This is a genomic window from Wolbachia endosymbiont (group A) of Hylaeus communis, assembly GCF_947251915.1.
In the GTDB taxonomy this organism is placed as follows: domain Bacteria; phylum Pseudomonadota; class Alphaproteobacteria; order Rickettsiales; family Anaplasmataceae; genus Wolbachia; species Wolbachia pipientis.
In genome coordinates, this window is the sequence record NZ_OX366396.1 from 1,369,287 (window position 1) to 1,391,303 (window position 22,017).

15 protein-coding genes, 1 tRNA gene and 3 pseudogenes are annotated in these 22,017 nt (G+C 35.1%); 11 read left to right on the forward strand and 8 right to left on the reverse strand.

The annotated features are described in order from the left end of the window. Positions 1-41: 41 nt before the first annotated feature. Both OPR52_RS06700 and OPR52_RS06705 read right to left on the reverse strand, forming a co-directional pair. Positions 42-1,325 (reverse strand): hypothetical protein, encoded by a 1,284-nt coding sequence (locus tag OPR52_RS06700; protein ID WP_265038105.1) that lies wholly within the window; start codon positions 1,323-1,325, stop codon positions 42-44. Between the two features lie 38 nt (positions 1,326-1,363). Then, complete coding sequence (locus OPR52_RS06705) at positions 1,364-3,391, reverse strand: collagenase (RefSeq protein ID WP_265038106.1); 2,028 nt, start codon at positions 3,389-3,391, stop codon at positions 1,364-1,366. Positions 3,392-3,641: 250 nt separating this feature from the next. Here OPR52_RS06705 and OPR52_RS06710 point away from each other — a divergent pair. From OPR52_RS06710 to OPR52_RS06720, 3 genes are all read left to right on the forward strand, one after another. Next, positions 3,642-3,714 (forward strand) — tRNA-Val (locus OPR52_RS06710). A 26-nt stretch (positions 3,715-3,740) separates the two neighbouring features. Next, positions 3,741-4,637, forward strand: coding sequence for a cation diffusion facilitator family transporter (locus OPR52_RS06715; protein WP_265038107.1), 897 nt, complete (start codon positions 3,741-3,743; stop codon positions 4,635-4,637). Between the two features lie 52 nt (positions 4,638-4,689). Next, complete coding sequence (locus tag OPR52_RS06720; RefSeq protein ID WP_458694405.1) at positions 4,690-6,579, forward strand: hypothetical protein; 1,890 nt, start codon at positions 4,690-4,692, stop codon at positions 6,577-6,579. Here OPR52_RS06720 and plsY read toward each other — a convergent pair. The 3 genes and pseudogenes from plsY to OPR52_RS06735 all read right to left on the reverse strand — a co-directional run. Then, the gene (plsY, locus tag OPR52_RS06725; RefSeq protein ID WP_264723133.1) at positions 6,570-7,148 is read right to left on the reverse strand and encodes a glycerol-3-phosphate 1-O-acyltransferase PlsY; all 579 of its coding nucleotides are present in this window, start codon (positions 7,146-7,148) and stop codon (positions 6,570-6,572) included. The two genes, OPR52_RS06720 and plsY, sit on opposite strands and share 10 nt — an antisense overlap. A gap of 12 nt (positions 7,149-7,160) precedes the next feature. Further along, complete coding sequence (locus OPR52_RS06730; RefSeq protein WP_320109382.1) at positions 7,161-8,627, reverse strand: alanine/glycine:cation symporter family protein; 1,467 nt, start codon at positions 8,625-8,627, stop codon at positions 7,161-7,163. Position 8,628: 1 nt separating this feature from the next. Further along, a pseudogene (locus tag OPR52_RS06735) lies at positions 8,629-9,663 on the reverse strand (alanine/glycine:cation symporter family protein); the annotation flags it as partial. Between the two features lie 58 nt (positions 9,664-9,721). Between OPR52_RS06735 and OPR52_RS06740 the strand changes: the two are divergent. Then, positions 9,722-10,554: pseudogene (locus tag OPR52_RS06740) on the forward strand (IS5 family transposase). Positions 10,555-10,643: 89 nt separating this feature from the next. Next, positions 10,644-11,503, forward strand: a protein-coding gene (locus OPR52_RS06745; RefSeq protein WP_265037751.1) for an IS630 family transposase whose coding sequence is annotated in 2 segments (ribosomal slippage) — positions 10,644-10,968 and positions 10,968-11,503 — 861 coding nt in all. Because the reading frame shifts where the segments join, the coding sequence is not laid out codon by codon here. Positions 11,504-11,532: 29 nt separating this feature from the next. Here the strand turns inward: OPR52_RS06745 and OPR52_RS07935 are convergent. From OPR52_RS07935 to OPR52_RS06760, 3 genes and pseudogenes are all read right to left on the reverse strand, one after another. Further along, a pseudogene (locus OPR52_RS07935) lies at positions 11,533-12,087 on the reverse strand (IS110 family transposase); the annotation flags it as partial. Further along, on the reverse strand, positions 12,084-13,421 hold the full coding sequence (locus OPR52_RS06755; protein ID WP_265037784.1) for an IS110 family RNA-guided transposase: 1,338 nt from the start codon (positions 13,419-13,421) through the stop codon (positions 12,084-12,086). The gene OPR52_RS06755 and the pseudogene OPR52_RS07935, both read right to left, overlap by 4 nt. Before the next feature lie 283 nt (positions 13,422-13,704). Further along, on the reverse strand, positions 13,705-17,217 hold the full coding sequence (locus OPR52_RS06760) for a UvrD-helicase domain-containing protein (RefSeq protein ID WP_265038111.1): 3,513 nt from the start codon (positions 17,215-17,217) through the stop codon (positions 13,705-13,707). Positions 17,218-17,298: 81 nt separating this feature from the next. On the opposite strand from OPR52_RS06760, the gene OPR52_RS06765 reads away from it, so the two are divergent. From OPR52_RS06765 to OPR52_RS06790, 6 genes are all read left to right on the forward strand, one after another. After that, positions 17,299-18,165 (forward strand): 4-(cytidine 5'-diphospho)-2-C-methyl-D-erythritol kinase, encoded by an 867-nt coding sequence (locus OPR52_RS06765; RefSeq protein ID WP_213863071.1) that lies wholly within the window; start codon positions 17,299-17,301, stop codon positions 18,163-18,165. A gap of 3 nt (positions 18,166-18,168) precedes the next feature. Further along, positions 18,169-18,534, forward strand: coding sequence for an Mth938-like domain-containing protein (locus OPR52_RS06770; protein ID WP_151808071.1), 366 nt, complete (start codon positions 18,169-18,171; stop codon positions 18,532-18,534). A 1-nt stretch (position 18,535) separates the two neighbouring features. Next, complete coding sequence (locus tag OPR52_RS06775; RefSeq protein ID WP_264723282.1) at positions 18,536-19,336, forward strand: metal ABC transporter permease; 801 nt, start codon at positions 18,536-18,538, stop codon at positions 19,334-19,336. Positions 19,337-19,467: 131 nt separating this feature from the next. Continuing rightward, entirely contained in the window at positions 19,468-19,647 is a 180-nt protein-coding gene (locus tag OPR52_RS06780; protein ID WP_010082539.1) for a hypothetical protein, read from the forward strand. Between the two features lie 5 nt (positions 19,648-19,652). Then, positions 19,653-20,645, forward strand: a complete 993-nt coding sequence (gene holA / locus OPR52_RS06785) for a DNA polymerase III subunit delta (protein ID WP_265038112.1) — start codon at positions 19,653-19,655, stop codon at positions 20,643-20,645. Positions 20,646-20,814: 169 nt separating this feature from the next. Then, a complete protein-coding gene (locus tag OPR52_RS06790) occupies positions 20,815-21,861 on the forward strand; it encodes a Fic family protein (protein ID WP_265038114.1) in 1,047 nt (348 codons plus the stop codon). Positions 21,862-22,017 lie beyond the last annotated feature (156 nt).

The following is a 22,017-nucleotide window of genomic DNA, read 5'->3' on the forward strand; positions in this document are numbered from 1 at the left end:
CTCTTTCATACCTTTATTTCCTTAACTTGACGCGTATGGTATTAGATATAGGCCGAGTTGTGGTCGTGATAAATGTGATCGCTTGCGCAATCGAACATTTTCACAAAACCATTCTCTAGATAAAGATTATATTCGTGATGTTGATCTGATAATACAATATTATCTTGCTCCCCTGAATTGAAATGACTTGAATCTGACAGCAATTCGTAATTTGGATTATCTATTTTACTAATGCTGTTTATTACTTTGCCATTACCACTTGATATAGCTAAACTATAACTATCACCATCCTTCATTATCTTGATGGACACCTTATCTTCAGGTAACACTATAAGCTTCTTTGTGCCACTATCGTGGATTACGAATTTGCCTTTTTCAAAATAGTATTTGTCTTCCGGCAAAGCACCAACCTTATAATCTGATGTGTGCAGTTTGTTCCAAAAATCTAACACAGATTGCTTTTCTGCTCCTTCCGCTCTATCATACAAGGCTTTCACATCATTATAATTTATCGTTACATTTGCCTTATGCTTCCCTTCTGAGTCCTGCTCGTAGCTCTTTTCTATTTTGAGAATTGTGTCTTTTAATACTACCTGTTCTTGCTCTTTCTCCTCCACTGAAGCTGACCTTTTTGCCCTTGTTGGAATTTGTGGCTGATCAGACTGCATTTCACTATTGTCGTTTGATGCAGTTTTCTCTTCAGCAGCTTGTGCAACAACATTAGTAGTACTATGAACTTCTGTCTTAGTTTCACTTACTTGCCCTTTTGGACTTTCGGTTTGTTTCTCTTTTGTAAATATTCTCTGATAGTCCGTGTAGCCTCTATTAGTATCACCGATATCGCCACTGCCTTGATCAAAAGTTATTTTTTTACTTCCATTTCCCATATCTTCAATTTCAACTTGAGGAGAAACAGATGCTAGGAAATCGTTATAACTGTAGTTGTAGTCAGCAGAAAAGAATATTTTCCCTTTGAAGTTATGGAAGTTATTAGATAACATACCAATTTCTTCGTCGCCATCAAACAATTTTACTTTAGTGAAATATGTTTGATCTTTTATTCTAACTATTTCACCGCTAGAGTTTTTTTGTATGTGGTAATCATTTGGGTCGTGCTTTATAGCAAAAAGTTTGCCAGAGCCATATTTCTCTAAGTTTATAAGGCCCACATTTACATGTTTATGGGAATAATCTCTCTTTTCATATTCATGTGCAAATATTGGATCTATGTATCTATATTCGTCTGATATATTTGGCATACCTACTGGATGTTCATTCCCATCTTTCGTCACCGGAACAAGCTTATATGCTCCATCTTTTTCCACTAATTTTAGGTGAGTAATACTTTGTGGTAGTTGAAACCTTACATTTGCTCCATGGTCATGAATAAATAGATCACCTTTCTCAGTAATATAAAGCCCATATTTTTGAACTCATGTAAGCGCTCGTCTCCTTGCTTTACAACCGCTTCGTGTACATCATCGTCTGTTCTATCTGTTCCCTTATTATCCAATAATTTTCCTTTTTCCACGATTACTCCATTTGCCTTTTGCTCATTAGAATATTGAGCATGTTCTGAATCCTGATGATTCAAAATTTTGGTACCTCTAAGGAGCAGAGAATCTAAATCTTTTTGGATGTGTCCAGTGCTAGGATGCAACAATTCATTTTCATGTAAATGCGCCTCATCAAAGTATTCATCACGTTCAACTGTTCTGCCATCTATTAGGGAAGCTTTATAATGACCGTTTTCTTTTGTAACTGCCATGTAAGCACCACCTTCGTATGAAACATTTAAGTTGTGTAATATATCCTCAAAAACGAAAGTTTCTTTAGTTTGGCCTTCAACTTGCTTAAAAAATCCTGATTCGCTCAATAATTCTCCAAGCTTTGTATTTCCGTCATATATAGACAGTGCACCCATATCTCCTTGACCATGAGCTTGCATAGAAAAAATCTTACCTTCTTGTAGATCAATATGAGTACCTCTGATTAAGTTTGGATCGATATTGACCAGCCCATCTAATATTTTTGCTGCTTGGGAATTATTTTCAATCTTATCAACAGCTTTGTTTTTTAGTTGATCAAACTTTAAAAATGCTGGTCTGTATTTTGTATTTTCCTCATTACGTAACTCTTCAATAGTAATCTCTCCTTTATGATATTTTTGATACATTTCACCACGTTCTTTATTCAAATTATCAAATTCATCTACCTGATTCTTAATTTCTGTATCATATTTTGATAATATCCTTAAAGCCTGATTTTTATACTCTTGACTGTTTCGATATTCATTACCTTGTTGGTCAGAGTAAGTTAGTTTATCCTGTCCATCGGAAGTTTTTACTACCTTGAGGAAATGATATTCCTTTGATATATCAAGTGTATCATTTGTTGCCCTATTTATAGCACGAGCAACATCATAAAATGCAACGTGTTCTACAGGAGAAAAACTTCCAACGTTTTCTCCATCCATTTTTTCTATATTTGCTTTATAGTAGGATACGTTTTTAATTTCTCCACCCACTATTTCTTGACCAATTGCTATGAAATCTCCTTTTGTAACTTGCAAAGCGTTGAGATGTTCCATTGCAGTTTCTGTATCATTCTCAGCAAGCCAACTTTTGAAGTCAGTATCGTGTCCTTTTATGTCTTTCAAGAAACTTTTTGACTCATCTGAGTTACCTTGACGTAAAGCATCTAGGTAGTCTCTTAATAAACTAGGATCTTTTTCCTGTAAGTACATTATCAACGCATGACCTGTTTTATAAACTAGGCTATTTGCTTCGCTGTCCTTTGAGTATTCTAAACTTAAAATTTTATCTAAATCCAAATTTGCAGCTTCAGTTTTGTCGATACTTGATCCTTGAGAATTGAATTTATGATCTGAATGATGCTCAAAGTAGTCTGCAATTCCTTCCATTAATACTGTAGGTAAAGATTTGCCTCCTGTAGCCAAGTAAGTTAAACCATGTGCAAATTCATGCTGAAGGTTATGAATGCCACCTTGCTGGTAGACGTACATTTCAGCAAAAACGTCAGCTTTCCCTTTGTAGTAACATTTACCACCTTCGTCTCCAAGGTAAGAGCCGAAACCCTCGCTTCCACCAAGGTGAGTGTAATCATCCTTGTCATCAAACATGTAAATTTTAAATGTTTGTTCTGAACTGCCGCGTTCTAACTCGAATGCGTTTTTAAAATTAGTAGCTGTTTCTCTTATCTCACTTTCAATGTTAGCAACTTTACTTGCTCTTAAATTGTGAGAATAAACCTCTACTTTAATATTTAAATCTTCAACTTCTATAACATGTGGCGAATTAAACCCTTTGCCGTTATTGTTGAAATATTCTGCTTTAGTTATATTTTTATTTACTTGTTGACTAATTGTCATAATTTTAACCTCTAATTTGCTGATCTTTCAATATCAAGCATAAAGTAATTTCCCTAAAAAAAACGTAAATCCCTGTATTAATATAATTTATATCTTAATAAATAAAGTATAGATAGTTAACTTAATATGTAAAATTTAGAATATGGCTGAAATTCTATACAGCTATATTCCGGAATCACATTGGACAAGGACAAAAGCAAAGTGGTTTATTGACTTTCATTCCACCAAAGCACTATACTAAAACCACGATGGGTAATTAGCTCAGTTGGTAGAGCACTTGCTTGACGTGCAAGCGGTCGCTGGTTCGAACCCAGTGTTACCCACGTTTTTGTTTATGAGAAGATTTTATATGACAGCAGTGCACAACGGCAAACACTCAGCAGCGCAGTCCAAGCGCTTAATCTATTCCATAATAATAGTTGCGATAACAATGTTTATGGAAATAGTAGGTGGAATAATTTCACATTCGCTTGCTCTATTGTCAGATGCAGGGCATATGCTTACTGACCTCTTTGCCTTAGTTTTAAGCTGGGTAGCACATAGGTTTTCAGCTAAGAAATCCGATTTGCAGAGATCATACGGATATCATCGGTTGCAGATAATTGCAGCATTTGTTAATGGTTTAACTTTATTCTTCATTGCAGTAATTATTATAATTGAATCAATAAAGAGGTTTATTTTTCCAGTCAATGTTGAGTGGAAAGTAATGTTAATAATTGCTACACTCGGTCTTGTCTCTAACATAATAGTCTTTTTTATATTACATAGTAAATGCGAGAGCAATATAAACATAAAAAGTGCTGTACTACACGTTATAGGAGATATTTTAGGTTCTGTAGCTGCTATACTTGCATCCATAATTATCATGTTTACTGGATGGCAAATGGTGGATCCGATTTTATCGGTATTTGTCAGTGTAATCATTTTGAATAGTGGCTACAAAATTCTAAAGAATTCTTGCCACATACTTCTTGAAGGTACACCTGAAGGGATATCTACTGAGGAAATAAAAAGTAAGATCACATCAGAATTACCTGAAGTGATAGATGTGCACCACATACATGCATGGTCACTGTCTGATAATTATTTTATAATTACCATGCATGCCAAAGTAAAGCAAGATGCACAACACACTGATATTTTGTATGAGATAAAAAAAATACTACTAAATAGGTTCGAGATAGCCCACTCTACAGTCGAGATCGAATACGATGAGTGTGCGGATAATAAAATACTTAAACATTGACGTTTTAAATTATTATGCTATTACTAGAGTGTAATGATGTCAAAGGTAGGCTATGATAGGCATTTCTCAAATACAATTTCCTTCAAAGGAATCTAGCAAGCTAAATTTTGTTAGTTATTTTGCAACTTTTGTTTCTTTAAGCATTATCACTAATCCCGTTAATGTTCTTTTTTCTCTTGGTACTATATTCTTCAGGTCTGAAATTAAAACTCTTTATATCTACAAAGAAATAAAAACGGCAAAACAGCAAAAAATGAGCAAAAGGGAATATTGGGAAATATTTTTTAAGAACAATACAATCAAGGTAGCAGCCTTCCTCTTGTTTTCTGCTTTCATAACATATCTAACTTTCACTACCACTTTCTTGCTTATTTCGTTACTGGGAACTATACCACTTACAATGCTATTAATTTTATTGCAGAGTGAACTAAGGCCAAAAGATTTTAACCCATTTACGCTGCTTAAAGCTTCTATAAATTTCTTTTTGGAAGGTATAAAAGAGAATTTACGTGGTATGGTTAATAGTTTTGATGTTAAGCTCGAACATTTGCTTCCTCATCAATTAAATGATGGTATCAATAATAACGTTCACGAATTAAGACATAAGTATGGTGAAGAAGTATCCGAAGACGTTATTAATGATAGAGAATTTAAGCAATTTATTGAATATATAAATGATTTATATAAACTTAATTATCGTCAATTTAGTGATGAAGATAAAGGAAGAGTAATTGCATTTTTAAATGACTTTTGCAAAGATGATCAAAAGCATAGCTCTGGTTTCACAGGTGGGCAGATTTTACTTCTAGTTCTGAGAGCCTGCAATGATGGAGAGAGAGAAGCTGTAAAAAATAAAAAAGACGCGTTAATTACAAATTTGCTTGATAGCCAAACTTTCTCTAGACAAGAGCGTATTCCTAACACCTGCTTTACCGGTATTGTTTATAGGATGTTAAGTACATTAGAAGGTATTCATCCTGATCCAGAAATTAGATTTACTCCTCCAAGGCAAATATTACTTCCAGAAGCACAAAATGAAGCACGTAAGTTCATGTTAGACAGGTTAAAAAACAAGAAAAACAATAAAGAAATTTTTAATGCTTGGTATAAGGTTCAGAACAATCCTGGTGACAATGAAAGTCAAAAAATAGTTGATGATTTTATTTCAGAAGTAAGTATTCCTTTAATGAGAAAATTATTGAGTATTACTTCTCAATATAGTGAACAAATTGTGCTGACGTTAATGAAAAGCATTGGTTTTATGGAATTAAATATGCTAGAAGATTTTCTTCTTGACCATATAAGAAATAAGCTGAAGGAAAATAGTTTAGATAATCAAGAACATTTATTAAAAAACGTTAAAGAAAAAGTATTCTTAGGGCTATTAAATCGAGATCTACTCAAGACAGATTTTTCTCTCAAGGATTCATCTTTGGATGGAGCTAAGAGAATAGCTAATAAGATAATAGAAGAAGAAGTAGCAGAATTTAAATTAAAGGCTGAGAAGACTATTGAAGGTCAGATAATTAGCATGTTAGATGGGTTAAGAATGCTCCCAAGAGAAAAAAGATGTTATAGGGTATATGTAGAACTCAGTAAAAATAACGAAAATGATAAGGAAAAAATAAAGAAAATTTTGCAAGAAAGGTTAAAAGTAACAAAAGCAGCAATGGATGAAATGTTAAAAAAAGGAGCTTCACATAAGCTAGAGTTAGAAATTGAAAGTGTATATGAAGGAAATAAAGATCACGTTACTCAACTTTATGAAAAAATAAGAGAAACAAAAAAGGAATTCATTGAAGATGGTCTTTTAACACCTCAAGAAGTAGAGAATATAACAAAAGCAAAAATCATAGACTTAAACAAAGAGGACAAAATCATACCGTCAAGCAATTTGTCTCGTAGTTTAAGTGTCAATAATTTGGCAGTACATTATCTATAAAATTTATACTCTTTACCTTGCAGAAGATTCACAATATTTCTGTGGTGTTTTAGGAAGACCAGTGCTCCTATAATTAGTAATGTTACGAACAAATTCCTCTGAAAAAAAAAGGACCATGCTACAGCCGTTGAAGTAGCACTGAGTGAAGCAAGGGAAGAGTATCTAAAGGCAAGAAAGACTATTATCCAAATTATTACGAATACTAAAGTAATATCGATGTTAAATGCTATCAGTATCCCTAGAGTGGTTGCAACGCCCTTTCCTCCACTGAATTTTAGCCAAATAGGAAACATGTGTCCTAAAACTGCTAAAATTGCAGATACATATATATAAAAATCGTTATTATCACAAAATTGTTGTGCTATATAAACGGCAATAAATCCCTTAAAGGAATCCAGAAATAATGCCAAAGCAGCAAGAAATTTATTTCCCGTCCTTGCAACGTTTGTAGCACCAATGTTTCCTGAACCTACTTCTCTTAAGTTTATCCCTTTTATTCTTGTAATGATTAAGCTAAACGGTATTGAACCGAGTATGTAGGACAGTATAAGGACTACATGCTTTTCCATTATACCAAGAACCTAATTAATTTTATTATTCCTCAGCCTTTTTAGGTAGCACTGAACTTCATCGTTAATCTGATTACTAAACAGTATAAGCGCTGTCATGTTGATGAGAGCTAAACAAGAGAATAAAGTTCCACCGATATTGGCAATAGCCATTATATCTTTAGAAAGACCAGAGAAAAACGCCACAATTATTACCGCTATGCGGTATATCGCTATACTTTTTGCACCGAATAAATATAGCCACCCCATTTCACAACAATATACAAACGAAATTACTGAAGAAAATGCAAACAAAGGAGCAGCTACTGTTAGAAGGATAGGAAACCATGGAGAAACTGTCTCAAATGCTTTGTGAGTAATTAATATTCCCTCACCAACACCTGTTTGGTATGCACCTGTTATTACTATTGTTATTCCTGTTAAACAGCAAATTAACATTGTGTCAAAGCATGGTTCTATCATAGCGACTAGTCCAGTTCTTACTGGTTCTTCATCTTTAGTTGTTGCATGAGTAATTGAAGCAGAACCAACACCTGCTTCGCTGGCAAAGATTGCCCTTTGAATTCCAGCAACAAATGCTCCTACCATCCCTCCGCCAACAGCATTGAAATCTATCATAGTGGAAAATAATATTTTCAACGTATAACCAAGGTTATGAATATTAAATGCAATAATAATAATACAACTAAAGATATATATAAGTGACATAATAGGCACTAGTGCAGAAGATACTCTAGCTATCCTTTTAATTCCGCCAATAATCACTAGAGCAAGCAGCGCAGAAATTATGGAAGAAAGAAACCAAGAGTGACCATCTACCCAACTTGAATAGCCAGATAATATTGAAACCATTTGGTTGGTTTGAAACGCTACACTTCCACCAAGACCTGATAATACAAAGAATACTGCATACATGGCAGCCAGCACAATACCAAGTTTTTTAAATCCAAATTCCTCCAGACCATTCCTTATATACTGAAAGGGACCACTAAACAATTGGTCCTGATCTTCTGTTCTATGTCTAAACGCCAACGTTACCTCAGCAAATTTTGCTGACATACCAAAAAAACCTGTAATCATCATCCAAGGCACCGCTCCTGGTCCACCCATTGAAACTGCAATTGCGACTCCAGCAACAGTTCCAAGGCCTACTGTGCTTGAAAGTGCAGTCATAAATGCCTGAAAATGCGTAATATGACCATCATGGTGATTCGTGTCATATTTTCCACATAAAATAGCAAACGCATGCTTAAACATTCTTATGTTGAGAAATCCAAAACGTAATGTTAGAAACACATAACCAAAAACTAGTAGAAGGATTATAAATGGCACGTAAAGGATCTTGAAAAACAGTACTTCATTCATGAAGTTATTTATTCCATTCAACACAGCGTCATAACTTTCGTAAAAACCTGAAGCAGCGTACACATCATTAAACAATAGGCAAAATAACACCATACAAAGCAATCTATAAATCATGTTAATACCCTTTAGAATTGTAATAAGAATCTATTGTATTCAAAACTTCCCTTCTTAGTAGATATATTGCAACAGCATTTGGAATCATAAGGCACATAAACAAACTGTCACCTAGATAAGATATAAATTCTATATTCTTTGACATACAGCTGATATACACTGAAACCACTATAAGAATTTGGAACGGTATCAGTATTTTTTTACTACCAAATAAATACAGCAAAGCAACTTCACAGTAGTAACAATAAGCTATTATTGTGGAAAATGCAAAGGAAAACATCATTAGCGGAAAAACTAACTTGCTGAACAAGGGCAAAGCTGTTGAAAATATCGAACTAATTAGTGTAATATCACCCACGTTATCAGTGCTATGCATACCAGTGATAATTATCACAATACCAGTCAAAAATGAGATTAATATTGTGTCTATAAGTGGTGCAATCATTGCAACGCACCCAACTTTAATTGGATCTTCTTCTTTTACAGCTGAATGTGCTATAGCTGCTGTTCCGGTACCTGCTTCGTTAGCAAACACTGATCTTCTCACTCCGGCTATTAATCCGCTCAATACTCCGCTTCCTATAGCTGATTTATTGAAGATATCTTGGAATATTATGGATAGAGCATTCAGCAAATTACTTCCGTTTACATAAATTAAATATATACACATACCCACATATAGCACTATCATAATTGGTGTTAAGCTCGTTGAAACGAAAGCAATGCGCTTTATTCCTCCCAATATTACAATAAAGACAAGCAGGGATATAATAATGGATGCGTTGTATTCTAGGAGGTTATTTGATAGTGCTGCTATTTGATTTGCTTGAAATGGTATACCGCCCAAAATCATTGCAATAAGTAGCATAATCGCATAAGTGAAGGCAAGAAATCTACCAGTTTTTGCAAATCCAATTTTTGCAAGCCCGTACTTCATGTAATAAAAAGCCCCGCCAGTTGTATTTTCAGAGCGATAAGTAAATGCAAGCACCACCTCGGCAAACTTTATCGACATACCAAGTATTCCGGTAATTAGAGGTTGTCCGGAAACAAGTAAAAGGCTATAATATCTGAAATTTTAGTACGGGGTAAAGATGAGAAAAAAGTATCCAACAGATCTAAGCGAAAGGGAATGGGCAAGAATAGAAAAACACTTCAGAGTATCATACAAGAAAGGAGGAAGGCCGCCAAAGTATAGCAAAAGAGAAATATTAGAAGCAATTTTCTATGTATTGCGTACAGGGTGTCAATGGCGGTATTTACCAAATGATTTTCCGCTATGGAAGACTGTGTATGAGCAGTTCAGGCAATGGAAGAAGCAGGGAATTTTTGAGAAAATGAATTATGAAATTACAAAATATAGTAGAAGAAAAATAGGAAGGAATGAGCAGCCGAGTGCCTGTATAGTAGATAGTCAATCTGTAAAGACTACAGAAAAGGGGGGATCAAAGGCTATGATGGAAGTAAAAAAGTAAAGGGTAGAAAAAGGCATATAATTACAGACACTCAGGGTTTTATACTAGGTTGTTACGTAGGCGCTGCTAACGAAAATGATAGAGATGGTATTAAAATAGCATTAAACAATATGAGAACAAAATATACTAAAGTTAAAAAAATGTGGGCTGACATGGGATACCAAGGAAGAAATTTAAAGAATCACATAAAGGAAGAATATGACATAGATATTGAAATTGTTAAAAGGCCTCCATGTAGATTTTGGGTGCACAAAGATACGCCACCTGAGCTACTACCAACAAGAGAACAAGGGTTTAAAGTACAGCCAAGAAGATGGGTTGTAGAAAGGACTTTTGCTTGGGTTAATAGGAATAGAAGGCTATCGAAGGAGTATGATTTACTCACAACATCCACTGAGAATTTCATATACCTAGCTATGAGTAGGGTTATGTTAAAGAGGGAATATGCTTGAATTTACTTGTTTCCGGACAACCTCTTAGAGCTCTTTCCATAAAAGTCCGGATGTGATAGGATAAGGGTAGATGATGATAAGGAGGTTGAATGCCAGCAGCATATAGTTATGATTTAAGAAAAAAAGCAATGGAAGCGCTAGACGAAGGAGAAAGCAGAGAAACAGTGGCAGCAAGATTTAAGATTGGACGAACTACTTTATGGGAGTGGCAGCAAAGAAGAAAAGAAACAGGAGACTTTCAATCAAAAAAACTTGGAAATGGGGGTTACAATCACAAAATTACCGACTGGGATACCTTTGCCAAATTTGCCAGAGAACACGGAGGAAAGACTCTATCGGAAATGGCTAAACTTTGGAACAACGTTAGTATCCAAACGATCTATCGAGCCCTTAAAAAAATTGAATTTACGCGCAAAAAAAGACATATGGATACAAGGAAAGAAACGAAGAAAAACGTGCTGAATTTTTGAAAATTATAGCGACAAAAGAACCTAAAAACTTAGTGTATATAGATGAGTCTGGCATTGATAACACCGAAGACTACCCCTACGGATATTGCCAGAAAGGACAGCGGTTTTATGCCTTAAAATCTGGAAAGAAAACTCAACGAATCAGTATGGTTGCAGCCTTAAGTGGAAGAAAGATAGTTGTTCCGTTAACCTTTGAAGGCCACTGTAATATGGATGTTTTTAATGGATGGTTTGAGCAATTTTTGACACCGATCTTGGAACCTGGACAGACTGTCATTCTTGACAATGCTACTTTTCATAAGTCTGATAAGATTATCGAGCTTGCTAAAGGGGTTGGTGCAGAAATTTTGTATCTGCCGCCTTATTCTCCAGATTTCAACAAAATTGAGCATCATTGGTTTGCTATAAAAAACAGAGCCAGGAAAAACATTCCTCTATTCGAATCCTTTCGTCGTGCTGTTGATTCTGCCTTCCTATGACCTGTTCGGACTATTATGAGAAATGCTATATTTATATGCTCATTAATTTCTTTTTCGAGAACAATAATTTGCTCCTCTATTGCCAAAATTACTTTAGATATAGCTTCTTTGCAACTGGAATGCATATTTTTGTTTTCCAAGCGATTTGTCTGTTGCACCTTATCATCTTTTAGCGATTGCATGCAACGGTAAAGCTCCCTCAAATGCCTCATTTCAGGTGCAATGGGCTTCCAAAGAGCAGGTTTGTTGGCGATACAAAATCTAGCTATCATAGCTGCATCTGATTTATCTGTCTTATTTCTGAGCAGCTCACTTTTGCCAAAAGCTTTCTGGGTTTACTATACTGACATTATGTCCTAAATCGTGCATAAAAGTAGCCAAATCTTCTCCATACCAACTAGTTGCTTCAAGACATAAATGAGTAAGATTTGCTCCATGGCCATTGCACCAAACTACAAGTTTTGCAAAACCATCTTGATTATTTTGAAAGACTTTGTGTCGTTTTTTACTGTCCACTAACAAACATCAAATTTCTTTTTTGAAATATCCACACCCAAAATAGCATTTACTCCTAAGAAACTCACTCAACTAACTCTTCTTGTTGAACTAATATGTAGCCAAATTCGCTCGCTTTTTTGATCAAATTTTTTACAGTTCTATCTTTATAGCGTGTTTCATAGTATTCCATTCCTTTTTCTACATATTCCTGTCCGTATTTGAGCATACTATAAAATATGCATGCCATTTTTCTTGCAGTAGCTGTTATTGCTTTTGGTGCTCCTAGTCGTTTTTTCAATCTTCTGTAGTATGCACCCAACGCACTTTTACTATTTCCTACAGAATGAGCAGCTATTCGCAAAGCATTTGCAGCACGGTTAATGACTTTACGTGTTCTTGTGTTAAACACTTTTTCCCCTGTAACTTTATTAGCAGGACTGAGTCCCAACCACGATGAAAAGTGCTTTTCTGTTGGCCATTTACTATGGTTTATACCAACTTCTGAAATTATGGTTTGTATACTTAATACATCAAATCCAGGAATTTTAGTGAAATCCATACCAGTTATTCGGTGCAGTTCCTCATACAAAGCAAAGCTTGGCTTACTTTTGCTATTTTTATTCTTTTGCTTACTTAGCTGTTTGCTTTCACAAGACTTTGTTTCAAACGTTTTATAATAGGCTTCAATATTTCTATCACATTCTGCTATTTTTTCTTGATAAATATTATATAGTTCAAATTCTTGCTTTAGCGTGAATAAGTGTTCCTCTCTATAGTCACCAGCTAACGCTTTTGCAATAGTAGACTGATCATTTTTCATTCGCACGTCCCTGAATTCTGCCAATTTTTCAGAATCTCTTTCGCCTTCAATTATAGCTTCAATGATTTTCATACCAGTTATCCCAGTAATATGACTAATAACCTTGTGTAATTGTATATTCATTTGAATTAATGCCTTCTGCATACGCAGAATATGTGTAGATGCACTTTCAGTGAGATTTTTGCGTTGCCGCACGTAACTGCGCAATACACACATCTGATTATCTGGCCTAAACGATCCATGAAGCAGTCCGTAGCTATGCAGTTGTTGGAGCCATTGGCAATCTTGAACGTCAGACTTCCTACCAGGTACATTCTTTACATGCCGTGCATTTACCAATCTTACCTCGAATTTGTATGACTTAAGTATTTGAAATAAAGGAATCCAATATACTCCTGTTGATTCCATAGCTACTGTTGTAACTTTACACTTTTTCAACCACTGTGCTAAGTTATGAAGGTCTTCAGTAAAGCAGCCAAATTTCTGAACGCGTTGTTCATCTCTTCCTTCAGGTACACACACATAGTGTACAGCTGAACCAATGTCTATTCCTGCTGCATTAGGATTCACTATTTCTAATTTACTTTTTGCTTTTTTCATGGTAACTCCTACATATAATTTGTAATAGGGAAACGCTTCAGCTTGGAACGGTTGATAGTACAATCTCCTAACCGAGGTAGTCTAAATGACTCCATCAATGATTTGACCGTTCCTTCCAAAACCATGCTTGCATACGGGCACTTAGGCACCATTGAAAATGTCGGTCATAACTGCAAAGGCGCTCCCTGTACAACTATACTTGAAAACTACTAAAAACTTAAATTTGTGTGTTTCTTTCTGATTTGACAGATTTCGTCTGTTCGATGCTTGCAATCAAGTTTCGTTAAAAGTCAGATTGAATGGTTAAATCTTTCACCCAAATAACCACGCACTCTACTTGCTTGTTTGGATATATTTCTTGTACTAAGGTTTTATAGGTCAACATTTGCTTTTTTATTTCATTTAATGAGGAAACAGAAACGTTACGGTGTGACTTGTAGTCAATTATGATTGCTTTATCTTGCGTTATGCATAGCCTATCTAGTCGTACTAATACTGACTTGCCATCAATTGTTCCACTCAGTGTAATCTCTGATTTGCCTTCCAAGTCAAACAAATAGCCATATTTTTCATTAAAGGCTAATATTTTACTGTAAATTTCATCCTTATCTTCGCTGATGTTATCAAGGTATTTTCTGACCCAATTTTTTCTCCTTTCTTTTTCTATCTTGGGCATATACTGCAATATGCTGTGAATAATCAGGCCTCTTGCATAACCATCTGTCATCCCAATGCTCCTTGTTGTCATTCCAGCACTCTCATCTGTCATTCCAATACCCCTGTCTGTCATTCTAATACCCCTATTTGTCATCCCAGTGCTTGACACTGGAATCCAGGCCTTTTTTTCTCCAGGTTCCAGCGTCACGCGCTGGAATGACGAAAGAGAGTGCTGAAATGATACCGAAGAGTGAGCTGACACTTGTTCTCCTTCTTTTTTACTGGATTCCAGTGTCAAGCACTGGAATGACATTGATAGGTTTGGTGGAAGGGAAATGACCGGAACGTCAAAGTAATCACGTTTTTTATAAATGTAAGGGTAGTTTGCATTCACGCATAATACTTCAACTTTTTCTTTAAATATTAGCCGTAAATCCCTTTGTTTCTTTTCATATGGTTCTCCGTACTTAGTGATTAGATCATACCAAGAGCCCTTTTGCACTGGCTCTTTACTTAAGATGTATAACTCATCTTCAGCACGTGTGAGTGCTACGTATAATAAACGCAAATATTCATTATAATCCTCTAGTTTTTTCTCTCTTTTTACTTGATCGCAATAAGCGTTGTTGTTTTTTCCACACCAAAATGGCACTTCTGTTCCATCAAAGATAATGCTTTCACTGTTTCTTGGCACTGTGTTTGTATCAACCAAAAATACTATGGGAGCTTGCAGACCTTTTGATTTATGAATTGTCATTATTCGCACAGCATTGCGTTCTGATTGCATATCATTCTTAATCTCCGGGTTATTCTCCTTGATCCACTGAACAAACGCTTGAAGAGATGGGTTTTCAAATTGCAACACGAGGTTCATAAATTCGTCTAGAACCTCAAAGCACTCAAGACCTAGCCTTGCAGCAAATTTCTTCTTACCTGTACGCAATATATGTGTAAATAGTGCAAGAGGAGACTCTGTGCGAGATAAGTTAATGAGATAGTTTAATTCACTGTAGATAACCACAGAATAATCCTGAATTCTTTCCCATAGTGAATGCTCTTTACGATCATATGCAATGTTAAATAAATCATCCTCGGTAAAATTGAATAACGGTGATTTTAAAGCATTTGCAAGAGCTAGATCATTTGCCTGGAGGAGTAAAAATTCGGCCAAAGCTATTAAGTCCTGCACGGCTATATAGTCCATAATTCTAAAATAATCTCGGCCTACAACTGGCACGTTTGCTTTTTTAAGTTCGCTTATTATGTAATCAACCAATACGTTTCGTTGTCGTACCAGAACCATAATGTCTCTTGGTTCTATATGGCGATCTTTAGCAACTAAAATCCGCCCTTCGTTTAACCAATTGTGAATTTTGTGGGCTATTGCCTGAGCAAGTAATCGATCTGCTATTGTATAACCTTCCTTACATATCAGAGGAATTTGTAAAGCTTGCTGTTCTTCCTCTTTACACTTTGGTAACGCTGGCCAAATTTCAATATATCCTTGATCATTTTCTCTATGTGGAACATGTTTTATTTCATTATCAACAAAAGATATTTCTGCGCGGAAGTTGTTAAATATTCTATCTACAAGCATCAAAACTTCTGGAGTTGAACGAAATGACTTTTCAAGTTGGCATGATACCCAATCTCTGCCACCAGTTTTCGTATGAAAGTATTGTTGCATGTAGTTGAATAGATGGGGATTTGCTCCTTGAAATCTGTATATGGATTGTTTTACGTCACCAACTACAAATAAGGTTCGCTTTTCATCATTACCGGCAAAAAATTCATCGCAGAGATTTGTTATAATTTTCCACTGACTGATGCTATTGTCTTGTGCCTCGTCAACAAGGATGTGATCTATTTTTTGATCCAAGTTAAACAATATCCAATCTTTATAGTTTGGATTGCTGAGAAGATTTGTTGCTAAGTCAATTATATCATTGTAATCAAGCAGTGCATTTTTTGATTTTTCGCTACTGTATAGATCAACATATACTTTAAATATACCAAGTAAGCTACTGGTTCTCTTGAATATTTGATAAGAGTTCATGTCTCTTATATGGGTAAATACTACATTCTGAACGCTCTCTATTATTTGCTCTGCATCTTTGAATTTCTCCAAAATACTTTTTGTTGCAATGGATGATATGCTCTTTTTTTCGTGCGATTCTGATTTTAAAAAGACCTTGGCTAGGTTTTCTACTTTAGTGTCATTCCAGCGCGTGACGCTGGTTCTTTTCTTCTGGATCCCAGCTGGGATGACAGTAGAATAAAGTATTTCACTATAACTCTGATCTCTTTTACTGCCTTCACTTAATATCTCGGCTAGTCTTTCCACGTGCTCAATTGTTTCGCTCTGTAAGTCATGAATTTCACCTGGGGCGCTCAATTTATCTTTGATATATTTCGAATCATTTGCTGACGCTGATCTTTTTACACATAAAGTATAAAGCAAATCGCGTAATTTATTTTCATCAATTTCAGTTGCAATAAGATTGATATCATCCTGCACAGTTTCGTTATGAAGCACTTTATTGAATATGATGGGATGTAATTCTTTGCATTCGCTCAGCGTGCAATTTGGGGCGATGCCAGCTTCTATGGGAAAGCTGGAAATTAATTTGTAACAGAAAGCGTGTATGGTTTGTATAGTTAGACCAAGATTTTCCAGTTCAGAGAAAAGCCTTCTTGCTCTTGTTAAATAATCTTTATTTTTTCTGGATCCCAGTGTCAAGCACTGGGATGACACCGAAGGGTTTACCGCTGGTTTTTTGCTTAAATCATGGTTATGCGATGCACCACCCCCTGTCATCCCAGTGCTTGACACTGGGATCCATTCTTTTTTTTTACTGGATTCCAGCGTCACGCGCTGGAATGACATCGAAAAGAAATCTAGTTGTTCTAGATCTGCTGCCAACACACTATCTGAACATATTGCCCACTTACTGAGTATGCTGTGAATGCGATTCTCCATTTCGTTTGCTGCAGCATTGGTGAATGTTAAGCAAAGAATATTTCTTTTGTTTTCTAATAAAAGTCTCAATACTCTGTCTATTAAGATTTTTGTTTTGCCTGTACCAGCGGACGCATTTACCCACACAGAGAAATTAGGATTTATGGCATTTGATCTCATCAGAAGTGCGAGAACCTTATAAAAGTTGACTAGAATAGCATTATACATATAATGTAAAAATAGTGTTAGTGAAGATATATAATGAAAAGTTTTTGTGTAAAGGCGCCTGCAAAAATCAATCTTTTTTTGCATGTTGTAGACAAAAAAGAAACAGGGTATCACTTGATTGAAGGTTTATTTGTCTTTGCTAATCTCTCTAATTTTTTGGAAATAAAAGTAGGTGAGAAGGATTTTAGATACGATAACTCTACAGTTGAATTTATAAACTCCGAGTCTAAAATAAATAACCAATATAACACTGTAATGAAAGCGGTTAATCTGCTGCTTAGGCATGCTCCTGTACGCACTAAAGTCACTGTAAAGGTTGTAAAAAACATACCAATTGCTGCAGGACTTGGTAGCGGATCCTCAGATGCTGGAGCTGTGGTACGTACGCTAGGGAAGCTGTGGGAGATTGATAGGACGATTTTAAATGAAATAGCCTTAAACGTTGGTGCTGATGTTCCCGCAAGCGTAGATAGCAAGCCAGTTTTTGTTAGAGGTATTGGCGAAGAATTATGCCACATTAAAAAATTCTCTTTACCTACAAATGTGGTGCTTGTGAAACCGAAAAAAAGGTTTTTGAGTACACCAGAGGTATTTTCCAAACATGAAGGAAAATTTTCTGAGCCAATTAAATGGAGCGATGACGCTGAAAAGGATTTGTTGAAGCTTCTTAAAGAGACGAGAAACGATCTTCAAGAAATAGCAATAAGCTTTGTACCTGAAATTAAGGATGTGATATCAACACTTGAGTCACAAGAAGGCTCTATACTTTCTCGCATGTCAGGCAGTGGTGTATCATGTTTTGGAATATTCGATAGTGAGGAAAATGCAAAAGCTGCTGCAGTTAATATCGGAAAAAAGCAACCAGAATGGTGGGTATGTGACACTCAATTAATAGTTTGACTTATGGATGTAACTCCCTTAATTTCCGAGAATAAAAATCTTATAAATGGTTACAGGGAAGGAAAATTTTTGGTAAACAATCAAGAATATTATGGCTCAATTATAATTTTTCCTGAAAAGGTGATAAAATTGAAAGAAAGTGATATAAACAGCAAGGAGTATTTTGAATCTTTTTTAACAGAGGAAATAGAAATTTTGTTAATAGGTACTGGTAAAACACGCAATATACTAAGTTCTTCAGTGAAGTCCTATCTTATGGAACAAAAAGGTTTAAATTTTGAATTTATGACAACAGGTTCTGCATGCAGAACCCATAACGTTTTAATATCCGAAGATAGATTTGTTGTCAGTTATCTAATAGCCATATAGCATGCTTACCCAGGACTTTTTCATCAATAGTCTAGTTGCAGTAGTTGTAATTAGCCTAGTAACAGGCGCTTTAGGATCGTTTATGATATGGCAAAGGTTATCTTATCTTGGTGATAGTTTGTCCCATTCTTCATTGCTCGGTGTTGCACTTGCTTTAATTTTTAAGATTAGCCCATCGCTTAGCATAATGCTTATTGCAATTACATTTGCTATACTACTTTCTCTTAATTTTAACAGATTATATTCTGCTGATACGATATTGAACATTGTTACCAATGTAGTTTTATCATCGAGTTTAATACTTATGTCTTTTCTTCCATCTGGCAATAATAGTATTATTAGCTCACTGTTTGGTGATATATTAACGCTCGATCAAAGTGATATAATATCGATTTTTTTAACCTCTCTAATAGTTACTTTGATATTAATATTTAGATGGCGTTATTGGTTAATGATTTCAATTAATCAAGATTTAGCAGTAGTTGAGAAGATTAATGTTAATTTTGTTAGACTAGAATTTTTAATCACTCTTGCTATATTTATAGCAATTGCTGCCCAATTAATAGGAATATTACTTATTGCTGCATTTTTGCTAATACCAGCAGCATCTGCAAGGCTCATTTCGAAAACTCCGATGCAGATGATTATTGTTGCAACAGTTTTTTCTGTGATCTCTGGGATATCAGGTCTCATGTTATCTGCAAGTTTTGATTTGTTAACTGGACCTGCAATTATACTTGTTGCAGCGGTATATTTAATTATCGCTTATTTTATAAGGCTAGTATTAAGCAGGTTGGCTTAATTTTGATCTCGAATGTTAATAATTTTGTAATATACTCATTATAAAACATCACTATCTTAGCACAAAATAGTTTTTGCTATACTATTATTTATATGCTAATGATAAGTTGTTAATTTTATGGAGTAAGCAATATGAGCGAAGAAGGATTTTTTTCCAAATATATATCTCAACCTGTGAAAAAATTTTATAATTATATTACAGGAAAAACAGAAGAGTCAGATGATGTAGCAGGTGATGTGCATAATATTGCACAAGGAGACTCAGAGTCTTTGGATACTCATGTACAGTCAAATGAGAATGATATCATATAGATAGCATGAGGGTCACACCATCCAAAGTTAAAAAGTTCCTAGAGAAACCTGATGCTTTACGTGGTGTGTTAATTCATGGAAGTGATAACAGTAGGGTTGATTTTTATGTACAAGAAATAATTGCTAATTTGGGTGAGTATTCAGTTCAGGTGATGGATTTTGCAATAGTGAATAAGTCACCCAGTTTACTGTTTTCTGAATTGGCAAACGTTTCGATGTTTACCAGCAAAAAATTAATTAAGCTGATAAATGTGAGTGGAGGTATATCCAAGGAGTTAAAAAATGTATTGGATTATAACGCAAGTGGTCATTATGTAATGATGGTAGCAAGTGATCTTCCATATAATTCTGCGACTAAAAGTTATATGGAGAGTTCAAAAATTTTTGGTGTGATTGCTTGCTATAAGGACAGCAACAGCAATCTTTATGACATTATATCAAGTTACTTAAAACAAAATGATATAAAATGCACAAATGAGATAATCTACCATTTGCAATCTTACTTTAATCATAGCAAGCTGCCTATATGTTCAGAACTTGAAAAGTTAGTTTTGTACTTAGGGGAGAGAAAAGACCTAAAACTTACTGATATAGAATTATGCTTTTCAACTTCCGGCAACGACTATGCTACACTTGATGATTTGTGTTCTGCCATAGCAAGTAAAGATATGTTGCGCTTCATTAGAATTTCTGATGCATTGATATCGCAAGAAAATTTTTCACCGATAGCGCTAATTCGCATTATATCAAATTATTTCCTACGCCTTGAAACCGTTTTGCTGTCAGTGCAAGGTGGAATGAGTGAGCAGGCTGCGATTGATCAGCTAAGCCCTCCATTGTTTTTTAAACAATTGCAGAGTTTTAAATCTCATTTGAAAAGTTTGCAACTTTCAGAACTTAAGAAGATCTTGGAAAAATTGATAAGCTTAGAAGTTACCTGTAAAAAAACTGATTTAGATCATAAAATGATTTTTCAACATGCACTGACGGGTAGCTGACTACTCGGATCCAGCCTTTCTTATAATTTCATCAAAATGTTGTATTTTAACATAAAATAGCTGCTTTTATGCCTACCAAAATTCATTCTTTAGTGTGTGTCTCACAAGTATTCTTTGCTAATAGGACATTTTCGAATATAATTGAATATAACTAGATAAAAATACAGATATGTTTGACATTTCAAAAATTGTAATAACACCTGAAATGTTAAAATTAGTTGCTGAAATTGATGAATTTAAAGGAGCATGGCAATTGTTTGGTAATTTAGCTCCAGAACGTTTACAAATGCTCAAGAAAATTGCAACAATTGAAAGTATTGGTTCTTCTACTCGTATTGAAGGGGCAAGATTATCAGACCGTGAAGTTGAGCAATTACTATCCAAACTTGATACACGCTCATTTCGTTCTCTAGATGAACGAGAAATAGCCGGATATGCGTATGTGTGTGAAGAAGTATTTCAAAACTTTAACAAGATGCCATTTACAGAAAACACTATAAAACAGTTTCACATCTGGCTTTTACAATTTTCATATAAAGATCAAAGGCACATGGGAGAATATAAAAAATTCCCCAATCATGTTGAAGCGTTTGATGAATCTGGAAAAAGCTTGGGCATAGTTTTTGAAACAGCCTCTCCATTTGAGACAGCAACACAAATGCAAGAACTTATTTATTGGACTAGCCAGCAATTAGAGGTGAAATCGTTACACTCTCTATTAATTATTGGCATTTTTATAGTTACTTTTTTAGCTATTCATCCCTTCCAGGATGGAAATGGCAGATTATCACGCATTCTCACAACTTTCTTGTTACTAAAGTTAGGGTATATCTATGTACCTTACAGTTCCCTTGAAAGTATAATTGAAAGTAATAAGGAGAGTTACTACTTAGCTTTGCGTCGTACTCAACAATCCTTGAAGACGAGCAGCAATGATTTTAATCCATGGCTTATGTTCTTTTTAAGGTCACTACAAAAGCAAAAATTTTATCTTGAACAAAAGGTGTCACATGAAAAAGTGTTAAATCTCTATTTACCACCACTTTCTGCTAAAGTATTAGCACTACTCAGCAAACATGGACGTCTTACAATTAAGGATTTGGAAAATATTACTAAAGCAAACTGCAATACCTTAAAGAAGCACGTATCTAATCTCGTAAAGAGTAATCACATCACTCAGCATGGAAAAGGCAAAGCAACCTGGTATGTAACATAGAGCTCAATAGGATATGTATTCATTTTGAATTGTTAAATTATTCAGCTATAGAATATAGATCACAGCTGTACAAACATTGTAGTTTGAGCCCACTAGATCCCAGTGCCCTATTCTTGTCATCCCAGTGCCTTCTCCTGTCATCCCAGTGCCCAGACA